This window comes from Candidatus Acidiferrales bacterium, from assembly GCA_035515795.1.
Taxonomy (GTDB): Bacteria; Bacteroidota; Ignavibacteria; order Kryptoniales; family JAKASW01; genus JAKASW01.
This window is the reverse complement of the sequence record DATJAY010000003.1, coordinates 17,640-32,958: the sequence shown is the minus strand read 5'-3', so window position 1 is coordinate 32,958 and position 15,319 is coordinate 17,640. Positions and strand designations below refer to the sequence as shown.

Annotated in this window: 13 protein-coding genes; 6 read left to right on the top strand and 7 right to left on the bottom strand. The window is 45.9% G+C overall.

What is annotated here, in order from left to right; all coding sequences use genetic code 11:
* The first annotated feature begins 12 nt into the window (after positions 1-12).
* The gene (locus tag VLX91_01425) at positions 13-1,041 is read left to right on the top strand and encodes a hypothetical protein (GenBank protein HUI28846.1); all 1,029 of its coding nucleotides are present in this window, start codon (positions 13-15) and stop codon (positions 1,039-1,041) included.
* On the opposite strand, the gene VLX91_01420 is transcribed toward VLX91_01425, so the two are convergent.
* Positions 996-2,492, bottom strand: coding sequence for a recombinase family protein (locus tag VLX91_01420; GenBank protein ID HUI28845.1), 1,497 nt, complete (start codon positions 2,490-2,492; stop codon positions 996-998). The genes VLX91_01425 and VLX91_01420 overlap by 46 nt on opposite strands.
* A gap of 161 nt (positions 2,493-2,653) precedes the next feature.
* On the opposite strand from VLX91_01420, the gene VLX91_01415 reads away from it, so the two are divergent.
* The 3 genes from VLX91_01415 to VLX91_01405 all read left to right on the top strand — a co-directional run bounded on the left by VLX91_01415 (position 2,654) and on the right by VLX91_01405 (position 4,691).
* Positions 2,654-3,442, top strand: coding sequence for a nucleotidyl transferase AbiEii/AbiGii toxin family protein (locus VLX91_01415; protein ID HUI28844.1), 789 nt, complete (start codon positions 2,654-2,656; stop codon positions 3,440-3,442).
* Positions 3,435-3,734, top strand: a complete 300-nt coding sequence (locus tag VLX91_01410; GenBank protein ID HUI28843.1) for a hypothetical protein — start codon at positions 3,435-3,437, stop codon at positions 3,732-3,734. Before VLX91_01415 ends, VLX91_01410 begins: the two co-directional genes overlap by 8 nt.
* 273 nt (positions 3,735-4,007) lie before the next feature.
* On the top strand, positions 4,008-4,691 hold the full coding sequence (locus VLX91_01405; protein ID HUI28842.1) for a hypothetical protein: 684 nt from the start codon (positions 4,008-4,010) through the stop codon (positions 4,689-4,691).
* A gap of 85 nt (positions 4,692-4,776) precedes the next feature.
* Here the strand turns inward: VLX91_01405 and VLX91_01400 are convergent, their stop codons facing one another.
* From VLX91_01400 to VLX91_01390, 3 genes are read right to left on the bottom strand one after another with little or no spacing between them, the layout of a single operon-like run.
* Entirely contained in the window at positions 4,777-5,280 is a 504-nt protein-coding gene (locus VLX91_01400) for a hypothetical protein (GenBank protein ID HUI28841.1), read from the bottom strand.
* Positions 5,281-5,326: 46 nt separating this feature from the next.
* Positions 5,327-6,550 carry a hypothetical protein gene (locus VLX91_01395; protein ID HUI28840.1) on the bottom strand — a complete coding sequence of 408 codons (1,224 nt, stop codon included), beginning with the start codon at positions 6,548-6,550 and terminating at the stop codon, positions 5,327-5,329.
* Positions 6,537-7,103 carry a hypothetical protein gene (locus VLX91_01390; GenBank protein ID HUI28839.1) on the bottom strand — a complete coding sequence of 189 codons (567 nt, stop codon included), beginning with the start codon at positions 7,101-7,103 and terminating at the stop codon, positions 6,537-6,539. Before VLX91_01390 ends, VLX91_01395 begins: the two co-directional genes overlap by 14 nt.
* A gap of 878 nt (positions 7,104-7,981) precedes the next feature.
* On the opposite strand from VLX91_01390, the gene VLX91_01385 reads away from it, so the two are divergent.
* Positions 7,982-8,197 (top strand): hypothetical protein, encoded by a 216-nt coding sequence (locus VLX91_01385; GenBank protein HUI28838.1) that lies wholly within the window; start codon positions 7,982-7,984, stop codon positions 8,195-8,197.
* 17 nt (positions 8,198-8,214) lie between these two features.
* Positions 8,215-10,038 carry a recombinase family protein gene (locus VLX91_01380; GenBank protein ID HUI28837.1) on the top strand — a complete coding sequence of 608 codons (1,824 nt, stop codon included), beginning with the start codon at positions 8,215-8,217 and terminating at the stop codon, positions 10,036-10,038.
* Positions 10,039-10,045: 7 nt separating this feature from the next.
* On the opposite strand, the gene VLX91_01375 is transcribed toward VLX91_01380, so the two are convergent.
* The 3 genes from VLX91_01375 to VLX91_01365 all read right to left on the bottom strand — a co-directional run bounded on the left by VLX91_01375 (position 10,046) and on the right by VLX91_01365 (position 14,988).
* Positions 10,046-10,300, bottom strand: coding sequence for a hypothetical protein (locus VLX91_01375; GenBank protein ID HUI28836.1), 255 nt, complete (start codon positions 10,298-10,300; stop codon positions 10,046-10,048).
* 88 nt (positions 10,301-10,388) lie between these two features.
* Positions 10,389-11,126, bottom strand: a complete 738-nt coding sequence (locus VLX91_01370) for a hypothetical protein (GenBank protein HUI28835.1) — start codon at positions 11,124-11,126, stop codon at positions 10,389-10,391.
* A gap of 67 nt (positions 11,127-11,193) precedes the next feature.
* Positions 11,194-14,988 (bottom strand): hypothetical protein, encoded by a 3,795-nt coding sequence (locus VLX91_01365; GenBank protein ID HUI28834.1) that lies wholly within the window; start codon positions 14,986-14,988, stop codon positions 11,194-11,196.
* Positions 14,989-15,319 lie beyond the last annotated feature (331 nt).

Below are 15,319 nucleotides of genomic sequence, written 5' to 3'. Positions count from 1 at the left end.
CAGGAGGAGAACATGAGGTATGCCACATCATTGGTCATCGTCGGGCTTATGACCGCGAATGTATGGGGGCAGCAGGACACGCTTGCTAGCTGGTCGTTTGAATCAGCAGGAATATCTGGTTCCGGGACGGCACCTGCGATAACTAATCAAACAGCAGACGGAGGAGTATCGAGAATTGGTTCTTCCTTTACAGGTCAGCATGCTGCTTTATCAACATGGAGCAGTCCCTCTGGTAATGGCTCCGCCCATTCATTTTCAGTCAACAATTGGTCTGTCGGAGATTATTACCAATTTGCGTTCAGCACCAACGGTTACGGTAGCATTCAGATAATGTGGGACCAAACTGCAAGCAGTACAGGACCTAGGGATTTCAAGGTCCAGTACAGTACAAATGGTTCAAGTTTTATCGATCCAACGGGTACAAACAGCACATATTTGCTCACGGGTGATACTTGGAGTTCCAGTTCCAGAAAGACAGCCTCAACAAGAACGCTTGATCTAAGCACTGTTACAGGGTTGAATGACAAATCGACCATTTATATCAGGCTGGCTGATGACTCAACCGCAAGCATCAATGGTGGAACTGTAGCAAGCAGTGGAACAAATAGAGTTGATAACTTCACCGCATTTGGCACTGTCGATGCTTCCCTTCCTGTCACCATGAAAGGAATTACTGCGAAAGTCGACGCCGGAAGAATCTCTCTGAGCATCTCCACCGCAGCGGAGATCGACGTCGTCGGATTCAACATTTCTCGCTCGCTTGTGAAAGACGGACCCTACGAATTGATCTCCAGTTGTTTATCGAACCCGGCCTTAAAAGCTTCGGGCAACCCCACGCATGGCGGCACGTATTCGTTCGTCGATGCAAAAGTGGTCGGCGGACAGACATATTATTACAAGATAGAATCCGTGAGCAAATCCGGCGCGACTCAGCAGGCTGGTGAAATCTTACAGGTGCAAGTGCAGCTTCCGAAGGATTACGCTGTCTACCAGAATTATCCGAAAGGATGTGTTGCCAAAGAAGGCGAGTTCGAGGATTGAGGAAGCATCCACAAATGGATGGATATTTCATCACCGGCTACGGTTATCTTCTCGGTGATGGTTTCGACGATCTTCCGTTTATCCTCAAAGGTGAGGTTCGGCCAGTGTTCCTGAAGGTTTTGGGCCTGATAGACCACCTCGTCCTGGGAAAGCCTCTGAATCTTCAGGAAGTCGATCTCCGCCTGGAGCTCAGGTATCTGGTCGTTGATCTGCTTCAAGCGCTCTTCCAGGGGCTTGTAATGGACGGCCACGGAGTCTTTGGGCAGCTCCCGGTCAAGATATAACCTGATAATCTGGTTCATTTCCTCCCTGAGCCTTTTGGCTTCCCCCTCGATCGAATCAAGCAATTCTTGTTTCCCCCTCAGAGCCCCGTCGGTCTTCTCGAAATATTCCCGCATGTCCTCAGGCGAGAAGACGAAGGATTTGAGCTGGGTCTGGAAAATCTCCTCAAGGTCATTGATGTTGATCCTGTTCCTGCACTTCGTGCAGGTATAGCTCGTGCATTTGGAAAGGACCTTCATCTTCTCCCCGCAGGAACAACGGACGAAGCCGGTGAAGAGGTGCAAGGACGGTTTCGATTTCGGGGCCAATTTCTTTTTCTGCTCGTCGAGGATACGGTTGCATTCCTCCCAGACCTCTTTCGAGACGATGGGCTCGACGGGCGTATGTATCCACTCCGATTCGGGCTTGAATTCCCACGTGCTTCCTTTCCCCAAGGTATGGGTGTAGTTCTGGAGGTACTCTCCCTTGGCGCTCGGATCCCGGAGGTTGCGGCCCACGGTGGCATCCGAGAATTTCGACCCGCTCCTCGTCCGGTACCCCTGCTCATTGAGCTTCCTCGCCACGATCTTCTTCCGCCTGTATTCGAGGAAGAGGTCGTAAATATGTTTCCTCACGGGGGCGAACTTCGGATCAACAACGAGTTTCTTTTCGACCCACCGGTATCCCAAGGGAGCCACTCCGCCCAAGGGTTTCCCGAGCTTCGCCCGTATGGGGACTGAAGCGGCAACCCTGTCGGCTATTTCCTCCCTTTCCCACTGTGCCATGGCCGCGATCATGGTATAGAAGAAGCGGCCGGATGGGGAAGATGTGTCGATGGATTCCTGAAGGGATATGAGATCAGCATTGTACTCCCTGAAGTATTCTGCAAACTCCAGAAGCTCCTTCGTGTTCCGAGCAAGGCGGGCGAGCTTGGAGAAGATAAGGCCGGTGATATGACCTGACTTAATATCATTGAGCATCCTCTTGGCTTCTGGATGTTCCTTGACCGACTTACCTGATACCGCTTCGAGGTGGTACACCTCTTTCACGTCCCAGCCTTTGGACTCGGCATAGTATTTCGCACGCTTCTCGTGATGTTCCGGGCTTTCGCCTTTAACCTGGTCTTCGGTCGAGACCCTTATCCAGATGCCTACGGCTTTGGTTTGCCCGTTTGATCCATCATATTTCATTTTAATTCCCTCCCAAGAAAGTTACGGGAAAATATATAGACCAATTCGTACCGATACAAGGAAAAGGAAATTGCCCCTTTAGTAAAATTTGCCCGTCTTATGCCACCGTTTCTCCCTCGATATGATGGACTCCAGTTCATCAAAAGAAAGGAGATGAGATTATGGAAATTGCGATCCACTATGCTGGGACGGCGGAGAGTTCTGAAGCAACCGGAGAGCTTACAGTCGGAAGAGCGAAGGCACATCATGCGCAGTCGAGATTTCGCGGTACTCGGGAAGTTAAGAGCGCCTTTTTATTTTCTCGATTCTTTGGTAAAATGAAGACAATGCACGTGGAAATTCTCGATGTGAGAAGGAAGAAACTCCTCCCCAAGTTCGGTTTCCTCAACCGGTACGGCTTCTACCTGGCCGGCGGCACTGCCCTCGCGCTCCAGATCGGCCACCGGACATCCCTCGATTTTGACTTCTATACGAAGAAGGACTTCGATCCGGATAAGTTGCTTAAGAAACTTGAGACAAGATTTGAGGAAGTCGTCCTTTTACAGAAAGACAAGGGGACGCTCATCGTTACGGTTGATAAGGTCGCAGCGAGCTTTTTCCAGTATCAATACCAACTCATCAAACCGTTAAGAGAAGTTGAAGGCGTAAAGCTTGCATCGAAGGAGGATATCGGAGCGATGAAGATCGTTGCCGTGACCGGCCGTGGTACCGAGCGGGACTTCGTCGATCTGTACTTTCTCCTCCGGGAATTTTCCTTGGATCAGATCCTTAAGTTCACCAAGAAGAAATACCCCCAATTCAACATCTACGTGGGGCTTCGGAGCCTCACCTATTTCGCGGACGCGGAGAAAAAGCAGGCGAGGAAACTCAGGATGCTAAAACCAGTTTCCTGGAACGAAGTCAAGAAGCGCATCGTTGAAGAAGTGAAACGGTACCAGAACCATGCGTAAGAACGGAATTAAAATCCCCGAATCTATGGAATGGCTTTTCTGGTCGTATGACCCGGAGAGCTTGGACCTACGGGCCGACAAGGAGTACATCGTGACCCAGGTCCTGAACTACGGAAAGTGGGAGGACGTGCAGTGGCTTTTCAGGAGGTACGCGCGCAAAGAGATCGTCGAGATCGTGAAGAATCCCCGGAGAGGGAGCTGGTTCCCCAATGTCCTCGGTTACTGGCAGATGATCTTCGGTATCCGGATCAGAAAAGATATTGCGGAGAGGGCGATCAGGTCAGTGGGGTGATGGATACATGGAACGTGCTCAACACATTACTCCAACCGTTGCCAATCAAATAATGCTTTCCACCAGCCTGACCAACGGGCTGGTTTTTTTGTTCACCTTAGACTCCGATCTCATTTTCGATAAAACACAAAGCACCTGAAGTCATTCTGGTCTGCCGAGAGTAAATTCGCAGATCAGGATTTGCCGCTTTCGTATATTTTGCCCTCCTTATGCCATCTCTTCTCTTTCGATATGATGAACCTCAGTTCATCAAAAGAGAAAGGAGATGAGATTATGGGAATCACGATCCACTATGCCGGAAAGGCCAAGAGTATTGAGGCAATCGACGCACTAATAAAGGTCATGACTGTAAGAGCTTCGGTGCTCCATTGGCCAACGAAGCTCATCGATCAAGATTTAAATGGCAAGCTCTATCCCAACTGGGGCCATGGGTATGAATACGTCCCTTCGAAAGAAGAAATGAAGGAGGACAAGATCGAATTCTTCCTCAAGATGGTCACGAAGAAGTGTAACGGCCATTTCGAGATATTCGACAGCCCGTTTGCAAGAAAAGTACGGAATGCCTTGAGGAGAGGGAAATATCCGGAGTTCCACATTGACACCCATGCAAAGGGAATACTCCTCTATCCTCACAAGAAATGCGAATCATTAGAGTTTGTCTTTGATCTCAAGACCATGGAACTTGTGAGTTACGAAACATGGGACAATGAGCCGGGCATGGTTTATGGGGGAGATAATTCCTGTTCCTGCCGGACACAGTTCTCGAACTTCAGGATTCATGCGCTTGTGTGCGAAACAATCAGGTTTGCCGAAAGATACATCAACTTTTCCGAGATCAGAGACGAGACCGGATACTACCACTCAAAAAATCTCAAGTTGGGAGCCAAGAAGTTCAATGATATGATCTGGTCCATAAAGGAAATGGAGAAAATACTGGACGAGATCGGAAGGATGTAGGATTGAAAGCGACTAGTGGAAAGACGTTTGATATAATAACCTCACCGTGGTGAGGTTATTATTTTTGCCGAATGGTTTACGCCGATTACGATTTCAATATTTTTCTTAAAATCACTGCCCTTAAGAACTCAACACAAATGTCCCCAAGTTTGTCATTGTTAAACTCATCATCTGAGTATGGATAACACTTTAAACCCTTTCGAACTAGATCTGGAAAACTACCTGAACCGACATATTTTTCAGGAGTAAGTACGAACATCTTTGTCGCAATTTTGGATGAGTTACTATACTTAGCAATTTCTTCGCCAGCACCCCTTGATGCATCTAAAGCAATGATTGCGTCCGCAATTAAAGCTTGTGCTCCTTCCTCGTCTTGTTCATCGAGAAAACGACCACCTGTGAGGATTTTAAGATCTTTGTCCTCACTCATCCGAATATCTACATTGGGCAAATCTCTCTTAACTCTATCGACTATTGCCTGTCTCTTTGGAAAATCCGGGCTTACCGTCCCCGGCCCCCAAGACAAGACTAATAATGGCCACGCATCTATCTGCAAACATAATTTCTTGTAATCTTCATCCCAAGACACTTCGGTTACCAGATTTGTTTAGTTGGAAGTCCAATCGTGAACATACTCAAGTCAGAATTTTGTTGAGGATTCTCTTTATAAAATCTTTCCCTTCGGGGGTTAATATAATTTCATCTTCCCGCGCAGTTATGAGTCTTGTTGTAAAGAGATTAGCGACCGCTTTTACAAATGTATCCGGAAATTGTTTCTGAATTTCGGAGAACGGCAGTGCGCCCGATTCATATAGCTGGTGCACTATCCCGAACGCAGTGCTGTTATTTAAAGCATCTGCCCTTTGCAGTTCGAGGTTATTTGATTCAAGTTCCAGCAGCAAAGAAGGGTCGGGAGTATCTTCGAGTTGGCCTTCCTTATTTACGATCAACTTGGAAGAAGATTGTTCGCTGAGAATAAGCTTTTCCGATAATAAACCGATAAGTTTATCCACATCTTCAATACTCACGAAGGGATATTTAGTCTGTGTCCTCGCGCTTCGCGTGACCAGGGTAAACGTCTGCTCAGCCCATTCATAGTGGTCACTATTACCGCTGAATACAATAATGGAGTCGCTCGGACTTAGGCCAAGGAAATTCCGTTGCGCTGTTAGAACTCCATATGTCAGCATTATGTTTTCGCCTATTTTTTGGATCGTGTCTCCACCTAAGAACTGGAGTGCTACAGGGACTTGGTCTTTCTTTTCAAATAACATTCCCCATTGGTTGGACCATTTGATCTTCTTAAGGTTAATCTGAGGCGTAACCTCTATCTCGGAGTCGTCCAATCTGGTTTTTATCAACTTGCGCAGATTGTCGTAAGCGATCCTATCCTGCCACGACAATGGTTGCATACCTACCGATTTAGGTAAGACCAAGAAACTTATGGCCGCTATGGATTCTACGAAACCTAATATTTTCTCACCATCAAAGGAGTCAACATCAAACTCACTGCAAAACCATTTATAGTTCTCATTTTTTTTAAGTTCATTCCGCTCAAGTAATTTTTTAAGCCATCTCGAATATTTCCTAGGAAGGTTTTTGCTAAACACGTCCAAACCATATGAAGATAGATATTGATCCAACACTCCATCGTCGTGAAGGAGTACTTTTTCATTTTCAATCCTTACGCTAAATGTTAATCTTCTATCGTCATACAGCATAAAGGGCGTTTCAACCGATACTTCCTTGACATAACCTTTCCCCATAGTCTCCTTGGCGGTTGTAGCCGAAGCGATATGTTCGGCAAGCAAATTTACTATCCTTTTTGATAACTCGCTGATTGTCTCACGAGGGTCCATTAAATAAACCTCCTTGTGTATGGTTCTCAATCAAAGGAATTTTTTCAATATTCGAAATTTTCCAGCAGTCTTTTACCAAGGTGAGGATTCTTGATATATTTCCTCCGATCTCATAGTAAATCGGAGTATTTAAGACATAGTCATGTTCGTCGTAAATAAACTCCGCCCATTTGCCTCTGATGGCGTCGTGTCTTATTTGGGCAACCTGCCTCTCTTGTTTTGCTGCGGTGCAAGATAGTGTGAAAACCATTTTTGTGACTGGTAAAACAAGATGAAGTCTCAACTTAGATGACAAATCGTCACTCTTACCAGCTTTGAAGTCTAATTTGTATTCTTTGTAAAGTTTTTTCTCTTTCGTAACGATAAGCTTGCGGGGATTTCTGGATATTATCAATTCCTTTTCGGACACACGAACGATTTTGTAAGCCTCATTGGGAGGGATTATAAGAGTGTCATATGAATCCATCTCGATGAAAAGATGTAAAAAACTTACATGAAAATCAACTTTATGTGAAAGGTGTTCCCCTAGATATTTGCTAAAAAATCGGCTCACATTTGTCTCCCACATTTTAAAACACCAAGCCTTTCTTTAACAATTAATGATGTTTGACGGAGAAACTATTTTTGAGGTAACCTAATCTTAGGAGCTTAACATGGTTATTGAATGTTATTGATTTGATAATGGGGTAGGTAGGATAGTATTTGAAGCTAGATGTTTAAAGACCGGAGGTAGATATGATCATCCATATCTTTGACACTATCGAACCACCAAAGTTTGGAAGTCATATAATTACAGATTGCGGTAAAGAGACCCTCTTTATAACAATCGACCGTTCTCGGTATCCGAAAGAAGGTAACCTTTGTGATAAGTGTACTAACCTTCATCGAAATATCGGAGAAGACCAATCCATTCAGACTTTCGCTGTCGTTGATCGCAATTTTCTTTGCAGGCGATGCAACGGAATCTTAGTTGAGGTACGGAAAAACTCGGAAATGAGAAGTGTCTTCAACTGTCAAACATGCAACCAGAACGAACTTTTTGAATGTACGGTATGCCATATGCCACGTTCAATATGGTCAGATGACGGAGACGTATGTGGCCTATGTGCTTTGGACATGATAGAGGGTAAGAGGGAGCCGACGAAGGTTCAACTGAAAGGAATCGCGAAGTGGATGGTAAGGTTGATGCCGTGGTGACCCCAAACTTTTTCACCAAGATCGCAGATCAAACAATTCTGCGATCTTTTATTTTTATGAACCATTAGGTGAAAACATCGTCTACCTTTTTTTTCTTGACGGGTTTTTCGTGATACATAGTGTACTGCCGTCGCTTCTTAGTTCACCTGAACGGTGGGCAAAATATCCGCTCTCATCAATTCTGCCCCTCTTATTAACCCTTTCCTTCTGACCCACACTTAGGGAGATCCCCCCATGATCTACCAAGAAAGGCTGGAAAAACTCAAACAGTTATTCAGAGAGGACGGCATCGAAATATCTGATGCTGCCGCCCTGGAAGCTGGCCTCTGGCTCATTGAACGGGTAAAAGCTGTCTGTGTCCCTATCCCTCCTGAAAAGGAAGCTCTGTACCATGAAATAGCCAGGGAAATAGAGCCTCTCTGGGCCCTTTACAAAAATCAAAAGGCCTAGAATAATTGGCCAACTCCATGCAAGGAAACATAAAGGGGCTCATCATCATCCAATATCGCCGGAAGTCAACGGAAGGAGACGAACGGCAGATCGCATCATTGCCTGACCAAGCAACAGCCATTCTGAGCCTGAGAGAACACCTGGGCATAGAACCTCCCCAAATCTTGGATGACGTGGAGGAGGCCAAAAGCGCCAAGGAGCCGGGAAGGATCGGCTTCAATACCAAGTTGATTAATCAGATCGCCAAAGGTCATGCCAACGCCATCATGTGCTGGCACGCTGATCGGCTTTCGAGGAATGCTATCGACACAGCTGCCCTCGTGAACCTCATGGATGTGGGGAGACTCCAGGCGATCATCACGAACCAGCAGATATTCTGGAACACCCCGATGGACAAGTTCATGCTGGCACTCCTCTGTGGTCAGGCAAAACTTGAGAACGATAACAAGAGCATTAATGTCAAGCGTGGTCTTCAAGGAAAGGTGCGGAGAGGCTGGAGGCCCGGTGTCGCTCCCATCGGGTACCTCAACAGCAAAGTCAAAGAAAAGGGTGAACGGGACATCGTGATCGACGAGGAGAGGTTCCCTCTAGTACGGAAACTCTGGGACTTGTTCCTTTCAGGAAAATACTCCGTGAGGCGGATACACAGGATTGCAAAAGATGAGTTAAGACTAAGGACGAGAGAGACAAGAAAGAAAGGCGGGAAACCGTTATCCGTCTCCCACATATACAAAATCCTAACCGATCCATTTTATTACGGTTCATATCTTTGGATTAACTCCGATACCGAGAAGAAGGAGCTCGTGAAAGGCAGCCACCGTCCCATGATATCCGAAGATGAGTACCGGAAGGCTCAGATGATTTTGGGAAGACCTCTGAAACACCAATCTCATACCCATTTCTTCCCTTATACCGGCCTCATTCAATGCGGCGAATGCAGAGCACAGGTCACCGCCGAGGAGAAGTGGCAGGTTATCTGCGGCTCCTGCAAGGAGAAGTTCGCCTCAGAGAACAGGGACAGGTGTCCTTCCTGTGATACCCGTATCCCTGATATGGAGAACAAGAAACTCCTCCACTACGTCTATTACCACTGCACGAAGCGGAAGAACCCTCACTGCTCGCAGAGATCGATCCACGCCGAGGAGATTGAGGAAGAAGTCAAACAAGTCCTCAAGGCAATCAGTATCAAGAAGAAGTTTCTGGAATGGGCAACCGACGACATGAAGGCTGAGACGGAGGAAGACACAGTGCCGAAGCAACGAAGCCTCTCCAATGTCAGAAAGGAAATATCGAAACTCGAGGAGGAATTAGCCGAGACCAACAGATTTATCATCCACCAGGAGGCTTCAGGCTGGACAATTATGGCAAAAGAGGATGCGATGGCTGAGAGGTCGCGGATCGAAGAACAGCTCAAGGAACTTGAGGAGCATGCCTCCAAAGAAAAATTGGAGGCCTCCCTTGATGGTGCCATGGATACGTTGAGATTCGTCTATAACGCAAATTTCTGGTTCCGTGAAGGCGCCATGGCACAGAAAAAGGCTATTGCCGAAGTTCTCGGTTCGAACCTAACCTTGAAGGACAAAAAACTCAGTATTAATCTCAGGTATCCACTCCCTGAGATCGCACACATGATCCAGATCGCTCCTTGGATTTCAGGAGAGTTCGAACCTAAGAATTATGAAGAAGAGAAAAGGGCTTTTGACTCTTTTCGAGCAAAAATTCCTTTGCTGCGGCGGAGTCTGAACGCTGTTCGAACCTGCCCACTTAGTCAACTTCTTCCGTTCAGTGAACTCGTGAGATCATTTTCTGATAAAGAGAATCAGAAAACAAGTAGGGCATAGTTGCTACTTACGGCAATTTTTTTGATTTTTTTCCGGCTGATCTTTTTGTGAATTCTCTCTTCAGGTAATCCAGCCAGATTTTGTTCTCTTTTACTATCTCCTTGTATTTATCCATCATTTCCTCGGGGATCTGAACGCATACCGCTTTTACACGCTCAAGAAGCCATAAACCAGCCTCCAATGCGGCACCATCGGATACCTCGATCCCGTCCTCTTTGTATAGCCTCTTGAACTCGTCAAGATGCTCTTTGGTGATGGCCATGGTACTAGATAGTACCGGCCTCGTTAGGCTTTATCAAACTAATCCTATTGGATTTATTATACTACGCTCCTCGGAGTTGATTTACTGACTACTTAGTACTATTCGGTTTTTCAAATTTCTTTTTTACTTGGTTGTCGAACCTCATGCCTCGCTGGACATTTAGAGTAACTTGTTTGGATGATCTTTTTACTATCTCTGATTTGTATGGCTTGCTAAGGTAATCATATATTTTGACTGCATTGTTACATGCCTTCTTATAGTTCCCAATTATCATCCAGGATACATGCACTGAATCCCAATCTGTGTCGCTACCATTGACTATGTTTTTGAATTCAGGGTGATTTAATAAATGTCTTCTGGCCTCAATTTCTCCGAAGGCGTTGCATAATTCCTGGGACAGTTTTGGAATACCCAGTTCTTGAGGAATGAGGTATTTTATTTTCTGATCCAATCTTCTCTTCTTCCATTCCTGTGCTTTACCAAGACCCCGTGAGCATTCTATCGCAAAGTATTCGAGCGCTAGGTATGAAAATAGGACAACACACTGAGAATGAAGAAAAAAGTCCTCGATCAATTGATTGTCAAATACAAGACGACAATTCGATTTATCAAGAGGTTTAGAAAGTATCTCCTCACGAAGTTTTTCAGCTTCAGCTAAGTGGTGCTTTGCTGCCTTGAAATAAAAATCGGTGTGGTCAATAACCGGGAACATGACCGCCCCGTATACAGGATCGATTGCAGTTTGAGTGAGCACGAAAGTCGAGCCTGCTTCATGTGCATGGGCAAGACTTTGTTCACCAACTTGTTTTTGTTTATTACCTGCCATAAACGTAAGAACTAGTTATCGCTTTATCCTCGTGGTGCAAGATTTCTAAAAGCGTACATGAGTGTAATTAATCCCAGAGAAGATCGTGTAGATCTGAATCAATATCTTCACGTTTTGCCTGGTGCTCGTAAAATTCCGCCATTGAGCGAAGCATTAACGCCGTCCGCGGCCATTTTGTTCTAACCGCATCGCTCATTTTCTTGAACTTTTCAGCGAGCTCTCGTTCTTGCTTGCCGCCGTCATTGAGACCTCTCGAGACAACACCGCGACTGTTATAAATTTCATTTTGAATATGCCGATCAACGGTCTCATTGTTCAGACGTTCTATGAGATTGCGGACAGCGACATGAGGCCATGTACCATCACTGTCCGCTGGAGCGTGTGCCAAAATAAACCCGATCTCCAAGTCTCCACCTGTCACATGACCAGTTTCCGCACATTTCTTACGAGCGGTTTCAACCCACTCGGTAAGTTCTTTTTCATCAAGTGTACCATTGTCTTTAAGTCCTGGTATCAAATACCAAGAATCTAAAACATCACGGGTTACGCGTGCCCGCCCTTCGAACATTTCCTTATTCATGCCATCACGAGTAGAATCCGGTGCTCGGTCATCCCGTTTGTATATGAACGTAATAAGCTGTGCGAAAAATTGTGGATCTTTCTGTAAAACACGATGAAGTGCCATCGGAGAAGACGTGTAGCGTTTAAATTCATTAAAGAGAGCGGCGAACGGCCACTCTAGCTTTGCTATTTCTTCAATAGATAGTTCGTTCTTCTTGTACAATTGATTGAACACATGTCCTAGGTAGAATTCTTCCGTTGTCGCAGCCCAAAGTTTCTTATCTCCCATCATCAAAAGCTCTTGAAGTAAGCGTTGAAGTAATGTGCTTGGAATAGAAACCTGGGGGTCGCCGGCAATATGAAGTGCAGCTTCCGGTCGTCTGACCTCCAGCAATTTTTCGACGGCAATAAGGGCATCTTTCTTTCTACTGGTGTGCGAAAATCCGCTCGCTTCTTCCCAGTATGCACTTTCAACATCTTTGCCTCGGACAGCTACCGCTGACCAAGTAGGCTCACCTTCTGGCAAACCAAAATACAGAAGCGCACATGCTGCAGGTGAATAATTACCTTTTGTCGTCATTCGTTCGATCTGTATATCTATCCAGCTAGATCCGTTAATCTCAACCCGGCCGCCAGCATATCCACGAATGAGGGCCTGCATATCAGCAACGTGCGGCAAAATGGCATCTAGCACGGCGACATCTTCTTTTTCATCACGCACTGCTTTTGCAAGAGAATAACCGAGGACACCGGGATACTGAATCGTGCCAGCAAACTCAAGAATTTTATCTAATGATGCCTGATCTAAAACCTCTCTCGCGGCTTCTTGTTGCGCTGTCTTTACAACGTTGTCTTTGGCATCGTATTTTTCAGGTTCGCCCTGTGGCAAACGTGGCCATGGAGTACTCAACAACCAAGCCACACGGTCAATTACATCTGTAGGCGCAAATCTTTTCAATATATGATTAAGAGTTGGTACCTGCTTACGCCGTTCTTCGTCGCCATAACTGTTTGTCCAGTTCAAGGCATCTCTGATGCATCGAAGCAATTCTGCACACTCGTCTTTTGAAAAAGTTGCCGGATCTGTTTTTCCCAGCACCTCAAGTAATCGCTCCCGTATGTCACTGGGGAGTCGTGTAAAACCGTCAGCAGAAGTTATAATATTTTCTTTTGCAACCGCAAGATCACTTAACTTTGGTAGAAAAGCAGTGAGGTATTTTCGGTCGCTCTCTTTATCTTCTGGCTCCAATCCTATGCGTTCACCGCCGTCGTCGCGCCAACGAAAACGATGCGATTCACTAAAGCTTCCGCCACTGAAATAAACTTGTGAAAATTCCCAAACCTTTTTTGGGAATTTGGCGATAAGCGAATCCAAAGCAGTAAGTCGCTGTTCTGGAGTAGCGTACGTTTGGGGATAACCCGGCAAAAAAACATCCTTGATACTATTTATAGCTCGATTGCTCCACCGGCCGCCCGGATCTATACTGGCCAATTCAGCCAAAACATTTACAGCACGAGCAAAATATTCCGGGCTCCATGCTATGCCTTCAAGGGCCCAGAGGAGACCACAATGCCGACATTCTCCCAATACACCCGGATCATCTTTCATCAGCTCTTGGAAAATTGCCGGATTTTTTGTCATAACTTGCTCAACTACCTCTATAAACATATTGGGTGCGGCTTCCGAAAGCAGTGGCGTTGCATCTTTCATAGAAGCCCATGCCTCCCACTTGTTTGCGGCAGCAAATACCTCTCTCACAACGTGATCAGCAAACGCTTGAGTAGAATCGACGTGTGGAGATCGATCACCGTAAACAGCGAGGAGTACGAGTGATTCAACAAGACCAGTCCGAAGCCATTCAGAGCACGGGTTTGATTTGTCATATATGGCGGCCGCCCAACGCTTTTCTGGTTCCAAATCGTATTTGGGGTCTGTTTTTGTAAGTACGCTTAGTAAAGATTTTTCGAAGAGTTTTAAAGAATCCGGCGTAAAATGTTGCGCGAGAAGAAACCATGCATCTAATGGCGATTTAATCATCCAAACACTTCCAACTTTGCGTATCGGAGAGTCATCCATGGATAAAAAAGGAGTGAGGGCTTTGACAAAGTCATCATGGCTCATGCCCGAAAGAATTTCCATTACTTGGCGATCTCCACCTTTTTTCTCATCCCATGCATTGGCAAATAAAACTGGTAAAAGTGTGCTTGCTGATACACCGTTAGCCCACGCTGGAGCACTGACAGCATTGGATTGAAATAGGTGTCGGCGAAGCACTGGGATACTACGTCCAGAGTCCCTCGCAATACGCTGGGCGTCAGCATCTGATAGGCCGCTCTCATGTAAAATCTTTTCTACAACCTCGCGTCGCGGCCGAGCCAACCGAAGAATATCCCTAATACCAATAACCGTCGCGTCCATACGGATAAATACGTGGTGACCTTTAGCAATGGCGAGAGGAGCGGCGTTGATGCATTCGCCAGGTGCAGCAATGATCAATGGGTAGTTTTGGAAGGCTTGAGTTACCTGCCTCAAATCGTTGATATTTTCAACCACGATACAACGTGCAAGGGCCTGAGATTTTGCGGGTTCAGGGAGAGTAATGATCGATGCGTATAAAAACGCGAAAGCTTCATCAGGATGATCTCCTTGGACCTCAAGAATTCTTGGGCTATCAGTGATCCATTTCTGAATTACTTCAACATCTTTTGCACGACCACCTATCACAAGAGCTGGTGTCATGACCGGTTTTGTTCCTATAGACCATTCTTCCCAAACTGCCTCCAAATCACGAATGCCATTCGAGACTACTTTGCCTATCTGCCGCGCAAGCCACAAAGCAACCGCGGGCGCGGAATCAAGCCACTGTTCAAGGCCATCCGCGTTTATTACACAGACATCTTTCCATTTTCCACTTTTACGTTTGCCGTTCTGCCACCTTATGCGTCCGGGCCATGAGCGCGGAGTTACAAATACAAAAGTTGTATCGGCAACTGCAAATCCTAAAGGATCTCTTGTACGTTTTCTGTAGTCCGATTCAGCTTTTGTCCCCGCAGATTTTTCAGCACCTAGTTCCCAGCCTGAATGTCCACTTGGGAAGAATGGCGAGACAACCGGCGTTTTAAGACGGCCATCCCAGCCGCCGGTGGCGATACTATCGCCGCTGGGAAAATCAAATTCCTCGATGGCATTTGCTGTATGAGCCAAAATAAGACGACGAACAAGCTCTGGCAAAGTCTGCTCACAATGCCTTTGCTTGCTGGCAATCCAATTTTTAATATCTCCTGTGTTGATCCACTTCATATTATTTAAATGTAGATGTTAACTTAGAAAACTACAGTCTCCGAACTGACTACTTCGGTCATACTATACAGCAAAAACACCCATCTTGTAAGGTGGGTGTGTTGGACTAAGTGGTCAACTTTTGCTGCGGAGCTTGAACGCTGTTAGAATTTGTGGACTTACTCAACTTCTACCGCTCAGTGAACTCGTGAGATCATTCTTGCAGAAAGGGGATTGAAGGAAAAGAGAAGAGAAAATGACTGAGGGAACAACTATTGAGGAAACGATCCTGCATGACATTGCAAAGAAGTTTGAGGAGGAGTCATTCGGTGAACGACTGACAAAGAATAGT

Excerpts from the sequence above, each read along its gene's own strand:
- VLX91_01410 (HUI28843.1), top strand. The coding sequence starts at position 3,435 with ATGCGTAAGAACGGAATTAAAATCCCCGAATCTATGGAATGGCTTTTC.
- VLX91_01395 (HUI28840.1), bottom strand. The coding sequence starts at position 6,550 with ATGGACCCTCGTGAGACAATCAGCGAGTTATCAAAAAGGATAGTAAAT.
- VLX91_01370 (HUI28835.1), bottom strand. The coding sequence starts at position 11,126 with ATGGCAGGTAATAAACAAAAACAAGTTGGTGAACAAAGTCTTGCCCAT.
- VLX91_01425 (HUI28846.1), top strand. The coding sequence starts at position 13 with ATGAGGTATGCCACATCATTGGTCATCGTCGGGCTTATGACCGCGAAT.
- VLX91_01405 (HUI28842.1), top strand. The coding sequence starts at position 4,008 with ATGGGAATCACGATCCACTATGCCGGAAAGGCCAAGAGTATTGAGGCA.
- VLX91_01375 (HUI28836.1), bottom strand. The coding sequence starts at position 10,300 with ATGGCCATCACCAAAGAGCATCTTGACGAGTTCAAGAGGCTATACAAA.
- VLX91_01365 (HUI28834.1), bottom strand. The coding sequence starts at position 14,988 with ATGAAGTGGATCAACACAGGAGATATTAAAAATTGGATTGCCAGCAAG.
- VLX91_01420 (HUI28845.1), bottom strand. The coding sequence starts at position 2,492 with ATGAAATATGATGGATCAAACGGGCAAACCAAAGCCGTAGGCATCTGG.
- VLX91_01385 (HUI28838.1), top strand. The coding sequence starts at position 7,982 with ATGATCTACCAAGAAAGGCTGGAAAAACTCAAACAGTTATTCAGAGAG.
- VLX91_01380 (HUI28837.1), top strand. The coding sequence starts at position 8,215 with ATGCAAGGAAACATAAAGGGGCTCATCATCATCCAATATCGCCGGAAG.
- VLX91_01415 (HUI28844.1), top strand. The coding sequence starts at position 2,654 with ATGGAAATTGCGATCCACTATGCTGGGACGGCGGAGAGTTCTGAAGCA.